Origin of the sequence: Kitasatospora sp. NPDC051164, from assembly GCF_044455625.1 — a bacterium.
In the GTDB taxonomy this organism is placed as follows: domain Bacteria; phylum Actinomycetota; class Actinomycetes; order Streptomycetales; family Streptomycetaceae; genus Kitasatospora.
In genome coordinates, this window is record NZ_JBITFB010000023.1 from 15,662 (window position 1) to 29,513 (window position 13,852).

The 13,852-nt window shown below is 70.9% G+C and carries 15 protein-coding genes; 2 read left to right on the forward strand and 13 right to left on the reverse strand.

The annotated features are described in order from the left end of the window. Positions 1 to 9: 9 nt before the first annotated feature. The 11 genes from ACIBEC_RS30460 to ACIBEC_RS30510 all read right to left on the reverse strand — a co-directional run bounded on the left by ACIBEC_RS30460 (position 10) and on the right by ACIBEC_RS30510 (position 11,009). Positions 10 to 654, reverse strand: coding sequence for a class I SAM-dependent methyltransferase (locus tag ACIBEC_RS30460; RefSeq protein WP_360507754.1), 645 nt, complete (start codon positions 652 to 654; stop codon positions 10 to 12). Beyond that, complete coding sequence (locus tag ACIBEC_RS30465; RefSeq protein WP_360507752.1) at positions 654 to 1,760, reverse strand: hypothetical protein; 1,107 nt, start codon at positions 1,758 to 1,760, stop codon at positions 654 to 656. Before ACIBEC_RS30465 ends, ACIBEC_RS30460 begins: the two co-directional genes overlap by 1 nt. After that, complete coding sequence (locus ACIBEC_RS30470; protein ID WP_360507749.1) at positions 1,757 to 2,779, reverse strand: monodechloroaminopyrrolnitrin synthase PrnB family protein; 1,023 nt, start codon at positions 2,777 to 2,779, stop codon at positions 1,757 to 1,759. Before ACIBEC_RS30470 ends, ACIBEC_RS30465 begins: the two co-directional genes overlap by 4 nt. Before the next feature lie 40 nt (positions 2,780 to 2,819). Beyond that, positions 2,820 to 3,326, reverse strand: a complete 507-nt coding sequence (locus ACIBEC_RS30475; RefSeq protein ID WP_360507747.1) for an NUDIX hydrolase — start codon at positions 3,324 to 3,326, stop codon at positions 2,820 to 2,822. Between the two features lie 3 nt (positions 3,327 to 3,329). Next, positions 3,330 to 4,199: an aminoglycoside phosphotransferase family protein gene (locus ACIBEC_RS30480; protein ID WP_360507744.1), complete on the reverse strand. Its 870-nt coding sequence runs from the start codon at positions 4,197 to 4,199 to the stop codon at positions 3,330 to 3,332. Continuing rightward, entirely contained in the window at positions 4,196 to 6,550 is a 2,355-nt protein-coding gene (locus tag ACIBEC_RS30485; RefSeq protein ID WP_360507741.1) for a pyridoxal-dependent decarboxylase, read from the reverse strand. Before ACIBEC_RS30485 ends, ACIBEC_RS30480 begins: the two co-directional genes overlap by 4 nt. Before the next feature lie 21 nt (positions 6,551 to 6,571). After that, positions 6,572 to 7,954: a hypothetical protein gene (locus ACIBEC_RS30490; protein WP_360507738.1), complete on the reverse strand. Its 1,383-nt coding sequence runs from the start codon at positions 7,952 to 7,954 to the stop codon at positions 6,572 to 6,574. Further along, the gene (locus ACIBEC_RS30495) at positions 7,951 to 8,394 is read right to left on the reverse strand and encodes a hypothetical protein (RefSeq protein WP_360507736.1); all 444 of its coding nucleotides are present in this window, start codon (positions 8,392 to 8,394) and stop codon (positions 7,951 to 7,953) included. Before ACIBEC_RS30495 ends, ACIBEC_RS30490 begins: the two co-directional genes overlap by 4 nt. 22 nt (positions 8,395 to 8,416) lie before the next feature. Beyond that, complete coding sequence (locus ACIBEC_RS30500; RefSeq protein WP_396289349.1) at positions 8,417 to 9,838, reverse strand: protoporphyrinogen/coproporphyrinogen oxidase; 1,422 nt, start codon at positions 9,836 to 9,838, stop codon at positions 8,417 to 8,419. Between the two features lie 208 nt (positions 9,839 to 10,046). After that, entirely contained in the window at positions 10,047 to 10,511 is a 465-nt protein-coding gene (locus ACIBEC_RS30505; RefSeq protein WP_360507733.1) for a GNAT family N-acetyltransferase, read from the reverse strand. A 72-nt stretch (positions 10,512 to 10,583) separates the two neighbouring features. Further along, entirely contained in the window at positions 10,584 to 11,009 is a 426-nt protein-coding gene (locus ACIBEC_RS30510) for an ATP-binding protein (RefSeq protein ID WP_360507730.1), read from the reverse strand. A 218-nt stretch (positions 11,010 to 11,227) separates the two neighbouring features. Here ACIBEC_RS30510 and ACIBEC_RS30515 point away from each other — a divergent pair, with 218 nt between their 5' ends. Further along, a complete protein-coding gene (locus ACIBEC_RS30515; RefSeq protein ID WP_360507727.1) occupies positions 11,228 to 12,085 on the forward strand; it encodes a helix-turn-helix transcriptional regulator in 858 nt (285 codons plus the stop codon). Further along, on the forward strand, positions 12,082 to 12,312 hold the full coding sequence (locus ACIBEC_RS30520; RefSeq protein ID WP_360507724.1) for a DUF397 domain-containing protein: 231 nt from the start codon (positions 12,082 to 12,084) through the stop codon (positions 12,310 to 12,312). The genes ACIBEC_RS30515 and ACIBEC_RS30520 overlap by 4 nt, the downstream gene beginning before the upstream one ends. Positions 12,313 to 12,456: 144 nt before the next feature. On the opposite strand, the gene ACIBEC_RS30525 is transcribed toward ACIBEC_RS30520, so the two are convergent. Further along, positions 12,457 to 13,203 carry a kinase gene (locus ACIBEC_RS30525; protein ID WP_360507721.1) on the reverse strand — a complete coding sequence of 249 codons (747 nt, stop codon included), beginning with the start codon at positions 13,201 to 13,203 and terminating at the stop codon, positions 12,457 to 12,459. A gap of 134 nt (positions 13,204 to 13,337) precedes the next feature. Beyond that, positions 13,338 to 13,547: a hypothetical protein gene (locus ACIBEC_RS30530; RefSeq protein ID WP_360507718.1), complete on the reverse strand. Its 210-nt coding sequence runs from the start codon at positions 13,545 to 13,547 to the stop codon at positions 13,338 to 13,340. Positions 13,548 to 13,852: the final 305 nt, after the last annotated feature.

A 13,852-nucleotide genomic window follows, 5' to 3' on the forward strand; every position in this document is an offset into this window, starting at 1 on the left:
TCCGCGCGGCTATGGCCGGGTGAGGGTGGCGCGCCACACGGAGCGCTGCCCGGGATCACCCGGGCGGAGGTACTGCACGGCCGGCCCACGCAGGGACAGGCCCGCAGCGTGGATCAGGGCGAGCAGGTCAGCGGGGTCGAGGAGCGTCATGTGCTGGCCGTTGGGCAGGGCGTACACGTCGTCGCCGAGCGCGCTCAGGCACGGGTCGAGGTGGGTGGCGGTGAAGGTGTTCAGCGAGAGCGTGCCGCCGGACGCGAGCACCCGGTGCAGCTCGACCAGAGCGTCGGCGAGGTCTTGGCGGTGGTGGAGGTTGTGCAGGACGCCGTGGCACAGGACGAGGTGCGCCTGCCGGTCGGCCAGCGGCATGCTGGTGACGTTCGCTTCGGCGAAGGTGATCCGGGGCCCGCTGTGCCGGCGGCGGGCCTGTTCCAGCATGCCGGGGTGCAAGTCGACGGCCAGGACCCGGTATCCGGCGGCGGTGAGAAAGGGCAGGTTGCGGCCGGCTCCGCAGCCCGCGTCCAGCGCCACTGCGCCCTTCGGGATCGGGTCTGCGAGAAGGTCGGCCAGGTAGGCGGGCGGGGTGAGGGCGGTGAACGCGGCGACGGTGGCTTCGTCGTTCCAGTAGGCGCCGGTGCGGGCCGGGCGTTCGCGCATCACCGCGCCCCCTGGCTGCTGAGGGCGTAGCCGGTGTTGTGGGGGCGGCAGCGCAGTGTGTTCAGGTCGGCGTCGGCGAACGCCTGCTCGCACGCCCCGGGGGTGCGGGTGAGGGCGGCGAAGGTGGGGCCGACCGAGGACAGTGTGAGGACGTCGGCGAGGCGGTCGGTGAAGATGTGCTCGACCTTCGCTCCGGTGGCCAGCAGGTCCGGGTGGGAGAACGCGCAGTTGGCGAGGCTTCCCATGCGGAAGCGGTAGTCGAACAGCAGGCTGCCCAGCGGTCGCAGGTCGCCGTCGGCGAGGGCGGGCCAGGCTTCGTGCAGGAGCCGGTAGGCGATCTCGGGGCCGTGGGTGCGGCCGGTCGCGGTGAAGGCGTCGAAGTGGAGGGCTTCGGCGGCGAGGCTCGCTCGCGCGTCCCAGATCACCGGGTCGTTCGGCATGCCGAGCACGATGTGGATGTCCTCGGGCAGGCCTGCTTGCAGGAGCGGTACGTGGGCTCCAGCGATGACCTGGACCGCGCCGGGTATGAGCCCGGCGGTCGCGGAGCCTCCCAGGCATTGGACCGGCAGGAGGTGGTGGTCTTCTCCGTCGATCTCCTCGCCGTGGTTGAGGGCCAGGAACTTGACGAGCCCTCGGGCCGGTACCGGGCGGCCGTAGAGCTCGTTGACGGCGGTGGCCACGGCCGCGATCTGGCCGCTGCTGGATCCCAGGCCCAGGTGGGCGGGCAGGTCGGGGGCAGTGACCCGTACGCGCAGGCGTTCGCGGATGCCCAGCGCCGAGCGCATCAGCAGGGCGGCGTGCCGGGCCAGGACCGGGTGGTCGCAGTCCGGGGCTGTCTGCACGGCGGGGCCGTCCTCGACGATGTCGATCTCGACGTCGCGCACGAGGTCGCAGGCGAAGAGGAGTTCGCCGGCGAGGTAGGCGCCCTGGCTGGGGACGATCTTGCTGGAGTCCAGGGCCATGGCGTTGATCCGGCTCGGGTAGGCCAGTCGCACCCGGGCGGTGACGGGCTCGGGCGGCGCGGTCAGGTCGTGGGCGAGTGCGGAGCGTTGAGCGCCGAGGGGAAACGGCGGGAAGTCGGTGTCGATGGTGGAGGAGGTGCTCACACGGGGCTCCCGGGTTCGAGGAGGGCGCGGGCGCTTTCGGTGACGGCCAGCAGCTGGTCGAGCGCGTCGGCCGTGTAGCCGCCGCTGCCGAGCGCGCCGTCGTCGCGAACGGCCATGTTGGCTCGGGCGAGTTGGCGATGCGGGAGGCGGAACCGCAGCAGGTCGCCGATCAATAGGGCGGCGGCGGGCCGCAGGTGCGGGTGCCGTTGGGCGAGGCGGGCGAGTCCCGGCGCGTGGCGCGCCGATTCGATGTGGGCACGGTGGTGCGGGGGCAGGTAGAGGGTGTTGTCGTCGAGGTACTGCTCGTACCAGGTGGCGAGTTCGCCGGTGGCCGCCTGGCTCAGCAGCATGACGTCGAGGACGAGCAGGGGCATCTGCGCGCCGCCGGGCGCGTAGTAGGTGTGCCCGGCGATGTTCAGCGGCGGGTAGTACGGCCGCAGTTGGCCGGTGAAGTACTGCGGCGTCAGGTTGCGTTTGACGGTCAGAAGGTGGGCGGCGAATGCCTGGAGACGCTGGTGGACGAGGTCAGCGAGGGTGTCGGCCGCGTCCTGGTCGCCGGCCTCCTCGGCCAGGTGGGAGCCGTGGAGGATCGCGGTGTCGAGAGCTTGGCTGGCGGCGGTGACCTCGTCGATGAACAGGTGCTCGCCGGGGGTGTCGGTGAAGGAGCGCCGCCGGGGCCCGCGGGGGTTGCGGGTGGCATAAGAGTAGACACTCTCGCGGGGGACCTCGTCGGCGACGGCGCCGAGATGGAGCAGGGCCGCCTCGACGGCGCGCGGCGGTACGGGTCGGCCGGTGTGGCGGGCGAGGGAGGCGGTGAGCATGCCCAGGTCCCGCAACGCCGCCCGGGCGGGGGCGGCGTCGCGGATCCGGGCGGCGTGCTGGGAGAGCCGCATCGCTCGGGTGCGGAGCCAGGTGGTGTCTGCCGCGATGTTGGCCTGGGGCAGGGCTCGCATCACCGGGTCGGCGCCGAGCGGGTCGAGCGCGGCTATGGATGAGTCGAGGTCGCGGGTGAGCGTCATGGGTTCTCCCAGCGGCCCGGGGCGAGTTGCCTCGGGCAGGTCAGTCGGCGGGCTGGTCGTCGCGGTAGGACCACACGCGGCCGGCGGCGGAGCCGTCGAGGTAGTCCAACAGCGGTTCGATCTCGGGGCGGGACGCGGTGGAGGAGACCAGGACCTTCCTGGCTTCGTCCAGGGGCAGCAGGACGGCGCCGGTGACCTTGCCGTCCGGGTCGTGGACGGCGATCTCCCCGTCCCAGTCGGTGCAGTCGAAGGTCAGGACCACCGTGGAGGGGTAGCGGGTGGTCGTGGTGTTGACGAGGTAGGCCAGCGGGCCGACCGTAGCCAGGCGCAGGCCGGTCTCTTCGAGGACCTCGCGGATGAGGGCCTCGCCGAGGAGTTCACCGCGCTCGACTCCGCCGCCGGGGATGGACCACATCTCCTGGCCGTCGCGCTGTTCCTGGACGAGGACGATCTGGTCGCCGCGTCGCAGCAGGGCTGCGACGACCTGGACGCCGGGGCCGGCGACCGGTGCGGGGGCCGGGGTGGTGGTGGGTTCGGTTGCGGTCATTGCTCACTCCAGTTCGTCGCGCAGGGCAGCTCGGCACCCGGGGATCTGGGCGGGGTCGCGGCCGTGCCAGTACAGGAAGTACGAGAGGTGGATGACCAGGCGGTGGAAGGCGAGGCGCTGCTCGAACCTCGGGTCCGCCGGCTGTCCGCGCTGCTGCCAGTAGGCGTCCAGCAGCAGGCGGCGATCCTCGGGTGAGGTCAGGCACCAGCGGTCGATCTTGACGAAGTCGCTGGCGTCTTCCGCCGTGGTGGCGTGGTCGAAGTCGAGCAGGGCGATCTGGCCGCCGGGTCGGATGAGGATGTTATCGGGGTGAATGTCCTGATGGGTATTCACCATCGGGTGGTCACCGAGCTGTTCGGCCAGCGCGGTGCCGCGCCGGCGGGCGGCCTCTGCCAGGCCGTCGGGTATCAGCGCGTGCTGGTCGAGGCGGGTGAGGAGGTCGGAGAGTTGGCGGGTGCGGGAGGCCGGGGTCGCGGCGGCGCCGGGGACGGGCTCGGTGTGCAGGAGGGCGATCTGGTGGCCGATGGCGGGCCACATGTTCGGGTCGACGGCGTCGGCCTGGCGGGCTTCGGCGAATGTGCGGCCGTCGATCCATTCCTGGAGCAGGTAGGGGCCGAGGTCCCGGTCGTGGCCGACGTCGAGGACGCGTGGGACGGTGACGCCGCGCGCTGCGGCGTCGGTCATGGCGTCGGCCATACGCCGAAGGTGCGGTTCGCCCTCGCGGTGGTTGAGCTTGAGGAGGTAGGAACGGCCGGAGCCGTCCAGGCGCCAGCAGGTGTTGAAGCGGCCCTGGGGCAGCGGCCGGGCGCTGAGGGTTCTGGTGCCGGGGATGAGGCGGCTGGCGGCGGCGTGGTCGAGGATGGGTGTGGTCATCGGCGGGCTCCCGCGATGGCGAGGTCGGCGGGCAGCCCGTCGCGGGTGAACACCTCGTGGACGCTCTCGGCGAAGTCGACGACCTGCTCGATGCTGAGCCGGGCCGGGTCCTGGACGTTCAAGCGGGGCAGCGCGTCGCGCAGACGGCGGCCGAGGTTCCAGGGGGCGGCCAGTTCGAGGGCGTCGGTCCGCGGATCCGTCAGCGGGGTGAGAGCCAGGTGCAGGCCGGTGTCGGTGAGGCGGCCGTCGACGGTGCACAGTCCGGCGGTGGCGGAGCGGGCCGCCAGCACGGTGCCGACGGGGGTGGGGGCGAGGAGTTCGGGCAGGTAGGCGGCGCCCGTCCAGGTCCGGCCGGCCTCGATGTCCACTTCGGTGTCGAAGAAGCGGTTGGGGAAGCGGCGGAACTGTTCGCGGCGCAGGTGCGGGCGGCGCGGCAGCAGCACGTCGGCGTTGTGTTGAGCGGTGACCACCGTGGGCGGTGCGGCGCCGTCGATGAGGCGGACGGTGATCTCGGCGGAGGTGTCGATGGAGAAGGAGTAGTCGTCGCTGCGGGGGCGGCGGAACCCTGCCGCGTGCTTGCCGATCTTAGCGGTGGTCGCGTCGGGGAAGACCTGCAGTTCGTCAGCGCCGTGCTCGCCGAGGGCCTTGTACTCGGCGGAGCGGAACGTCCCGTCGGGCTCGAAGTTCAGCAGGACGCGCAGGGAGTCGGGCAGCAGGATCGTGGCGTGGATCGCGCCGACCAGGGACAGCTGCTGCTGGTGGCGGTCGAGGACTTCCAGGAAGTAGTGGTCGGTGCGGACTCCGAAGAGCTCGTTGGTGAACGGGTCCTTCAGGTCGGGGGCGTAGACCTGCAGGGGGCCGCCGGCCCGTGCCTGCCCGAATGGGGCGTCCTGGATCTGCTCGTCGGTGGCCCTACGTTGGGTGAAGGTGTGGAAGGAGTATCCGGGGACGTCGGGGTCGCGCCGGTCTTCGGGGTGGACGACGAAGTGGCGGAAGCAGTCGGTGTGGGTGCGGGTGTCGGCGACCACCTCGGAGGTGATGCTCCGGCCGGTTCGGTCAGCGGGACCCGTCGTGCGGGCCGCCGCGGTGGCGTCGGCCAGGTGTCCGGCGAACGCGGTGATCTGCTGGTCCGTCAGGGAGGCGGAGGCGTAGAAGTGGTAGAAGAGGCGCCGTTCGCCGTCCTTGCCGGGGTCGGGCAGGGTGAGGGGGACGAGCCGGTAGCACTCGCACAGTTCGGGCGGCAGCTGCCCGCCCGGGTGGCTGAAGGCGGCCGAGACGACGGGAGCGTTCGGGGCGGGCAGCAGCTGGGCGTCGGGGTCGGCGGCGCGGATCGCGGCGGCGAGCTGGTCGCGGCGCTCCAGGCAGCGGGCGGCGATGGTGGTGTAGCCGGTGCGGCCCAGGGTGTGCAGGGTGGCCCACAGGGCTGCCGCGGTGGCGCCGGGGCGTGAGCCGAGGACGGTCTCGTCCGGGATGCGGGTGTGGGGGTCGATGCGGGTGACGTGTTCGAGCAGGCCCTTGCGGACGAGCAGGGCGCCGCAGGCGTATGGCATGAGGCCGGCCTTGTGCGGGTCGACGGCCATGGAGTGCACGCCGGGGTTGCGGAAGTCGAAGGGCAGTCCGGGGTCGGTGAAGGGGAAGACGAAGCCTCCGTGGGCGGCGTCGACGTGCAGGAAGAAGCGGACCTGGTCGGGGTGCTGGAAGGCGAGATCGCGAAGGTGGGCGGCGATGGCGTCAACGGGGTCGGCGAAGCCGCTGTTGTAGTACCCGGCGGTGGCCACCACGATGATGCCGGTGATGCCTTCGGCGATGGCGTCGGCGGCGGCCTGGCGGACCTGGTCGAGGGTCAGGGTCCAGGTGGGTCCGGCGGGCAGGCGCACGAGCTCCAGGTCGAGGATCTCGGCGGCCTTGGCGACTGAGGCGTGGCACAGGTCGGAGGTGACCACGCGCACCCGGTGGCCCGCACTCCGCAGCAGGTTGCGGGCGATGCGCAGGGCGGCGAGGGTGGCCTCGCTCGCGCCGCTGGTCAGGTGACCGTCCAGGGCTCCGGCCCGGTAGAGGCCGGCCAGGGCGGCCAGGGCTTCCTTCTCCAGGCGGCGGGTGCCGGTCTTGCCCTCGCCGAAGCGGGTGTGGATGCCGACGTTGTTGGTGTTGAGCGCCGACCAGTCGCCGAGCGTGCGCACGGCCTGCGGGTGCGGGGCGGCCATGGCGAAGCCGAGCCGGGTCTGCTGGGGGTCGTCCCAGGCCGGTATCTCGGCGCGGGCCTGCGCGAGGTGCTGGTCGATGGACTCGGGGGTCCAGCCGGTTTCGGGGAAGTCGCTGGGCACGGTCCAGCCGGTGTCGAGATCACCCATGGAAGGGGTGCTCCTCACAGCTCAGTGGGCGATCTCGCCCAGGTGTTCGGTCTTGGTGAAGCGCAGGTCGCGGCCGGTGAGTTGGGCGGCGCTCGCGCGCAGGGCCAGCAGCCACGGGCCGAGCGCGCTGACCGCGGGCTGCAGCAGGCTGGTGGCGATGGCCGGGGCGGGGGCGGGCTGCTGCCAGGCGGTGTCGGTCTTGCCGGGTGAGCGGAAGTCCTCCAGGAGCCGGCCGCGCAGCCGGTAGGCGACGGCCGGCTCGATGATCCCGGCGAGCACGGCGGCGACGGCCAGTGGTCGGTGGGCACGCTTGGCCGCCAGGTGGGTCGCGGCGGCCGTAATGACGACCGGCCCGAGCGCCCAGGCGGCGCCGTCGGCCAGGGCTCGGGCTGCCAGCAGCCGCTGTTCGGTGCGCGAGAGGCGGGTGGGCCGGGCGGCGGCGAAGCGGTAGTCGTGGCGGGTGGCGGCGTTGGCGAAGGCCACGCTGCTGAACGCGCGGGCCATGCTCGCCACGCTCTGGTACGGCTCGACGATGTTGACCGAGGGCAGCACCGCGATCGGCTCGCCGGCCATGCTCAGGCGGTGGCCGACCGCGAGGTCGTCGTGCGGCTCCTGGAAGAACCCGATGTCCTCGATCTTGTCGCGGCGCACGATCAGCCCGGAGCCGACGCCGTAGACCATCGGCCGCGCGAGGGTGGCGGCCAGGCCGCGGCCCCGTCCGGGCGCGCACCAGCGGGCCACCTTGATCCGGCGGTACTCGATGCCGATGGTGCGGCGGAAGGCCGCCAGGTCCTGGCCGGACATCACCGGCGAGCGCCGTCCGCCGGAGCCGGCGGGGAAAGCGGGGAGCATCGGCTGCTGGATCATCGAGGGCCGGCCGGTCGCGGCCTGGGTGAAGTGGGAGCGCAGGCGGGCGTCGGGGACGGCGTCGGCGTCGAAGACCGCGATGTAGTCGTCCCCGGTCGGCGGGAACAGCTTGTCCAGCGCGGCGACGGCGTGGTTGAGCTGGGAGGCCCGCCGTCCCTGGCCCGGGTAGGACACGACGTGGAACGCCTGGCGGCCCAGCAGGTCGTTGTGGGTCTTCGCCAGGTCCCGGCACAGTTCCTCGGTGGTCTGCTGCCCGTCGGGGGTCTCGGCCGCTTCCCGCTCGGCGGTGACGACCACGATCCGCAGCTGCGGCCACTCGGCGGCCAGATCGGCGAAGTGCGCGAGCGAGCGGGGCATCACCGCCTGCTCGCGCAGCGCGGGGACGATGACCGTCAGGGCGGGCGCCTGGCCGGTCGGCTCGTGCTCGGCGCGGGCGGCCTCGGCCCGCATCGAGCGCCAGGACAGGGCCATGGACGCGGTGACGTACACGGACCGGGCGGTGTAGGCGGCGACGAGCAGTCGGCTGGCACGGATCACGATGTCTCCTGTTCTGCGATGCCCAGTTCGCGCAGGCACCGGTCGGCGTCCTCGAAGTAGCGGGGGCGTGCCTGCGGGCGGCGGGTCAGGATGCGGGCCCGGGCGGTGAGCGGAGCCCAGCCCTGCCCGCGCAGGATGGCGTAGGCGGCTGCCGGAGAGCGGTTGACCCCGGCCGCGCAGTGGCAGTACAGCCGGGCCCCGTCCTCGCGCAGGGCAAGCTCGGCGAAGGCCAGGCAGGCGGTGTACCAGTCGATGCCGCGTGAGGCGCCGTCGTCCTCGGTGGGCGCGGAGTGCCACACCAGGTCGGGGCAGATGGCGGCCGGTGGCGGCGTCGCGCGCGGGGTTCGGCAGTCCAGCACGTGCGTGACACCCATGGCGAGGAGCTCACTGACGGCCGCGGGGCTGTCCGGTGCGGCGCCGAGCAGGAGGCACCCAGTCACGGTGTGGGCGTCCAAAATGAGTTCACCGGGCATGGCCGGCCCCCACGGTGGTGCGGGCGGGTGCGGTGTAGATCCGCTCGGGCGTTCCGTTGACGATCCGTCGAGCGATGTCCTGGCCCATGGTGACGGCGTGGTCCATGTTGCCGATCTCGTAGCGCCAGGTGCCGAACCGGCCGCGGGAGTGGATCCGGTGGTCCTCGAGCCACGGTTGGATGAGCGCGAGCGCCGCGTCCCTGCCGACGGTCGGTACGGGGTAGGCGTACGGGATCAGTTCCACGTGCCCGCTGACGCGCTCCGCAGACTCCGGGACGAGGCCGCAGCGGCGAAGGGCCGCGTCGCACTCCTCGACCAGGTCCGCCCGGTTCAGCAGGCTGCCCGCGGGCAGGGACGTCTCCGTCATCCAGGCCGAGTACCGGCCGGGGTCGGCACCGGGGACGTTGGCCGGCGCGTACGCGGAGAAGTTCGTCGCGCGGTAGAACGGCGCATCGCTGCCCGGGAAGTACAGCCACGAACGCCGGTCGGTCGTCGGGGAGCGGTAGCCGAGGCCGACCATCGCCACCGTGGTGTGCCGCAGGGCGCTGGCCGCTTGCCGTACGTCGTCGGGTGCGCCGGCGGTCATCGCGACCAGCCTGTCGAGCGCTCCGGTGGTGACCAGCCGTCCGTAGGAGATGAGGGCGCCGTCGGCCGTCAGGAGGGTGCGGGAGGCCGCGTCTATGTGGACCACCGCCCTGCCGGTGCGGACTTCGCCGTGCAGCCGGTCGGCGAGCCGGCGCCAGATCGCGCCGGTCCCGCCCGAGGCCGGGAACGCGAACTGCGCGTTCGGGCCCCACGGTTGGATGCGGGACGGGCCCGCGTCCAGTGCGCGCCGCAGCGCATCCGTGTCGCAGGGGGCGATCCGCTCGGCGATCCACGAGGCGGACATCTCGGCCAGGTCGGTGGCCCAGATCTTGCGGTTGTAGGGGCCGAAGAACTCCTCCACCAGGCCGGGCCCGTACGTCCCCTCCAGCCACGAGGCGAAGTCCGCCTCCGCCGGGGCCCGGCCCCGGGCCTGAGCGGCGGCGAGGTCATCCAGGCACTCTCGGGCACGGGCTTGGGGCAGGTGGTGCAGATGCTGCTGGAACGGGTAGGGCACCCAGCTCTTGCCATGCCGGACGAACGAGGAGCGGTCGTGGTGCAGCAGCTCCTGCGGCGCGAACAGCTCGGCCATCAGCTCGTCGAAGCTCCGCAGCTTCGAGAACACGACGTGACCGCCCAGGTCCCAGGTGAAGCCTGCCTTGTCGACCACGGAGGAGCCGAGCCCTCCGACCGCGGGCGCGGCCTCCAGCAGCAGCCAGTCGCGGTGGCCCATCCGTTGGAGCTCGTATGCGCACGCCAAGCCGCAGGGACCAGCGCCGAGGATCACCACCGGTGGTGCGGAATGTTCTCGAGCTCTGCTGTTGCTCACGACACCCTCCCCAACCGCGGACTCGGCGGGACCGGCCTGTGCCGTCCACCCGCAGGATCAGCGGATCGCGATACGTCAATGACACTGTGTGATGGTCTTGGTGCGGGCTGAGCGCCCTGGTCTCGGCCATACAGCCGGGCCGCTGGACCGTGCCGGCTTGGGGTGTGCTCGGCGCCGGGAGCACTGCCGCGCCGTTATGGCATTGGACTCAGGTGCGCGGCAGTCGCAGCCGGTACACCTGGCGCGAGCCGCCCTCGATGGGCTGCCCGGTCGGCTCGAAGCCGAGTTCCTCGTAGAAGTGGCGGGCGCTGGAGCCGGGGTGGTCCGGCCCGAAGGTGGTCACGTCGACGGTGCACGGGGGTGAGGCGAAGGCCCGTAGGGCGGAGTTCACCAGGAGCCGCCCGATGCCGCGTCCTCTGGACTTTCCTTCGACGGCCAGCCAGGTGATCTCGTAGTGCAGGTGACGGGCGGAGAACAACAGACCGCCGGCGAGCGCCGGTCCCGCATGTCCTTCTGCCGCGCGCACGCACAGGGCGGTGCCGCGTTCGATGTTGCGCACCAGCGCGGCCTGGAACCCCGGGTCGTCGACCAGCGGGCCGAACAGGTCCTCAACTTCGGCGGCGAGCGCCAGCCAGGACGGGATGTCGGCACGAACGGCGGTCACGATCTGCATTTGCGCGGCTCCTGGTCGACGAAGGGGCGGTGATCGAGGTCGTGTTCCGAGCTGGGCTTCGGGCAGGGACGGTCAGCTCGCGGAGGCGCTCGTTGTGGGGTTGTCGGCACCCGGCTCATCGAGCCGGAACCAGACCTGTTTGCCGTGCGGCAGGGGCTTCACGTCCAGTTCGGCGGCGACGTCGGCCAGCAGGAAAAGCCCCCATCCACCGGTCTGGCCGTCCGACGGCTCCCGCACCGTCGGCAGACTGTCCGCGTAGTCGGTGACTCCCACGAAGACCCCGTCCGGCGTCTCGCGCATCAGCAGCTCGCAGTCTCCCGGGGCGTGCTTGAGGACGTTGGTCAGCAGCTCGGTCACGCCCAGGACCGCGAGGTCGCTCAGCTCGCTCTTGCGCCACAGACGCAGATGAGCGCGGACGATCTCGCGCACAGGGCCCATCGCTTCAGGGCGAACCTCGGGCAGCACCGTCCGGTACTGCGGGATTGAGCGGACCGCCATGGCAGGCATCGGCCCCTCCGATCGGCAGGGTGAAGCACAGCGAACGAGGTAGCGCTCCGTACGTGCCGGAGCACCCTCCGCATGTCGAGCTTCCGATGATGGACCCCCGCGACACCGCTGGGCAATACCATCGGACAGGAAAATCTTTCCTGTCCGGCATCTGGCGTATGCCAGAACTGGCCTGAGCGCTACGCTTTCTGACGATAAAGGAGGTGGTCATGTCGGTCGATCCGACACCGCGTCGCCGACGCCTGGGCTCCGAGTTGAGGCGTCTGCGCGAGGGGCTGGGCTGGACCCAGGACGAGGCGGCCACCCGCCTCGGATATCGGGCTCTATCAACGGTCAGCAAAATCGAGAAGGGCACCCAAGGGGTGACCGTTCAACAGCTACCCCACTTCTTCGAGGTGTTCGGCGTCACCGACGAGGCCATGCGTCAGGAACTGCGGGACCTGGTGCGCAAGGCCGGCGAAGCCGACTGGTGGCAGCAGTACGAAGGCATCGTCGACGACCCGCTGGGCGACTACCTCTCCCAGATCGAGACCGCCAGCGGCCTGTTCACCTTCAATCCCCTTGCGGTCCACGGCCTCCTGCAGACCCCCGACTACGCGCGGGCCGTCATCGAGGGAAGCCGGGCATGGAAGACCACCAAGGACATCGACGGCTTCGTGGCCGTGCGCCAGGAGCACCAGAAGGTCATGCTCGAGCGCACGCCTGCGCTGAAGATATGGGCCGTCCTCACCGAAGGCCTGCTCCGCCAGGAGGTCGGCGACCGCGGCATCATGCGCGCCCAGGTCGCACACCTCGCCGACTTGGCACGCACCAACCCGAACATCACCATCCAGGTCCTGCCCTACACGGCGGGCGCACACGCGGGCATGGACGGCCCGTTCATGCTCATGTCCTTTCCCGCCGGGCGCGACATCGTGTGCATTGAGTCGATGCGTACGTCCTTGCACCTCAACCGGCCGGAGACGGTCGAGATCTACCGTACGACCAGTGACCTCCTGAAGTCTGACGCCCTCTCGCCGAAGGCGTCACTGCCCTTCCTCACCACGCTCGCCAAGGAAATGTCATGAACAAGAACGACCTCGACCCGGCCTGGGTCGAGAGCCAGCTCGCCAACGCCCAGTGGCAGAGCGCCAGCAGTGGTGGGACCACGTGCGTCGAGGTGGCCTTCATCGACCATGGCTTCGTCGCCCTGCGCGACTCCAAGAACCCCCACAAGCCCCCGCACCTCTTCGACGACGCGGAATATGACGCCTTCATCGCCGGGATCATGCGTGGTGAACTGCGGCGCCATTGATCCACATCCAGGTTCCTCGGCCTGGCGCGCCGACCAGATGCGGTCCCGCGCCAAGCCGATGGGCTCCGTCGCGAGCGGGAGGCTGAACGCTGCCGCCAGGCCAAGTACCCGGCCCGCCGGCGCGCCCTGTCCGAGGACTCGAAGTCAGGGCCGACGGGCATGGCTGCCCAGGCCTGCGGCGACGAGAAGACGTCCCACAGTGGCATCCAGTGTGCTTGTGTGGTCGATGATCTCCTCGGCCACGTCGGGGAGGAGGTCTTTAGGTCGGAACCACTCGCGCATCTCCTTCTCGCCGAACTCGGCGCGTTCGCTGCGGTTCTGGTGCCTGTGCACGGTCTCGGGAAAGGGGATGTCGAGGTAGAAGAATGAGCTGCTGCCGCGGTGGTCGCCGGCCAGGTCTCGAAGCATGGGGCCGTAGTGGTCGGCGTACAGGATTCCCTCGATGATCACGTGGTAACCGTGATTCAGGGAGTAGCGGGCGACGGCGTCAATGAGACCGATGTTGGGGGCACCGAGGAGATCGTGGTCATCGAGGATAGCGCACCGGATGTTGTCCTGCCCGACAATGGCGATGCCCCGCCCGTATCTGGCTCGCAGCTCCTTTGCCACCGTGGACTTGCCCGACGCGCAGTTCCCACGAAGTACAAGCAGGCGCGTCTTGTCAGATCCCACCAACACCGAGCCAGGGTACCCGGCAATCGGTTCCATCCCGTGGAGCGGACGCCCAGACCAGGCGATCGTGGCGCACCACGTCGGTGTCCTCGATACCCCTCCGGACCTCCTCGCCGCCGTGATACGCGGCGTTCGGACAGTCAGCCGGGCTTTGACCACTGCTCTGGGCGACGTCCTGAACGCCAGCGGCCCCGATTCTGACCAGTCGTCGTCCCGCACCTGCACCTGCTCGTCCCGCAGCGCCGCACAGGCGACGGGATGAACACCCGGCCCACCGCACCCCAAGCGGTGAGACAGGCCGAAGACCCGGTCCAGTGTCCGTGTGGATCGTGGAGCCGGGTATCCTCCTGGCATCAGCGCGCGCTGGTGGAGGTGCTGGTTGGGGTGCACGTCTTGGGGGTGGTGTCGTGGTGTCCGGCAAGCCAGAGGCCGCCGAGGAGACCTGCGATCGCCAGGACCTTGTGCCGGTTCTGCTTCCACCATGACGGTGATCCAGCCGCCATGAACCGCAGTTGCGTGTACTCCGGGTGCTCGCTGGGCGGCGTGTCCTTAAACAATCCCATCTCGGGTGAACCTCCTTTCCCTATTGGGAGGTTCATGACCATACGCATTGCTCAGCCTTGATCGCTGGCATTTAATCGGGCGGGGCGAGGCCCGCTGACTCGTTGATCTGAACGGGGTTGCTGCGGACGGCCGCCCGCCCGGCGGCGCCATCGCCGTGATCAGTGACAGATGGCGTCCCGCCAAGTGGTGTGCCAGCGATCTCGGAGTAGGCCCTGGTCAGCAGCCTGGATGCCGCCGTGCGGGCACCCGAACGGAGGCCTGCTCCGCGCCGCCACCTGTGCGGATGGTGACGGCAGGCCACTCT

Coding starts and splice junctions, on each gene's coding strand:
- ACIBEC_RS30505 (WP_360507733.1), bottom strand. CDS start 10,511: ATGCAGATCGTGACCGCCGTTCGTGCCGACATCCCGTCCTGGCTGGCG.
- ACIBEC_RS30530 (WP_360507718.1), bottom strand. CDS start 13,547: ATGGGATTGTTTAAGGACACGCCGCCCAGCGAGCACCCGGAGTACACG.
- ACIBEC_RS30470 (WP_360507749.1), bottom strand. CDS start 2,779: ATGACGCTCACCCGCGACCTCGACTCATCCATAGCCGCGCTCGACCCG.
- ACIBEC_RS30480 (WP_360507744.1), bottom strand. CDS start 4,199: ATGACCACACCCATCCTCGACCACGCCGCCGCCAGCCGCCTCATCCCC.
- ACIBEC_RS30510 (WP_360507730.1), bottom strand. CDS start 11,009: ATGGCGGTCCGCTCAATCCCGCAGTACCGGACGGTGCTGCCCGAGGTT.
- ACIBEC_RS30485 (WP_360507741.1), bottom strand. CDS start 6,550: ATGGGTGATCTCGACACCGGCTGGACCGTGCCCAGCGACTTCCCCGAA.
- ACIBEC_RS30515 (WP_360507727.1), top strand. CDS start 11,228: ATGTCGGTCGATCCGACACCGCGTCGCCGACGCCTGGGCTCCGAGTTG.
- ACIBEC_RS30475 (WP_360507747.1), bottom strand. CDS start 3,326: ATGACCGCAACCGAACCCACCACCACCCCGGCCCCCGCACCGGTCGCC.
- ACIBEC_RS30460 (WP_360507754.1), bottom strand. CDS start 654: ATGCGCGAACGCCCGGCCCGCACCGGCGCCTACTGGAACGACGAAGCC.
- ACIBEC_RS30520 (WP_360507724.1), top strand. CDS start 12,082: ATGAACAAGAACGACCTCGACCCGGCCTGGGTCGAGAGCCAGCTCGCC.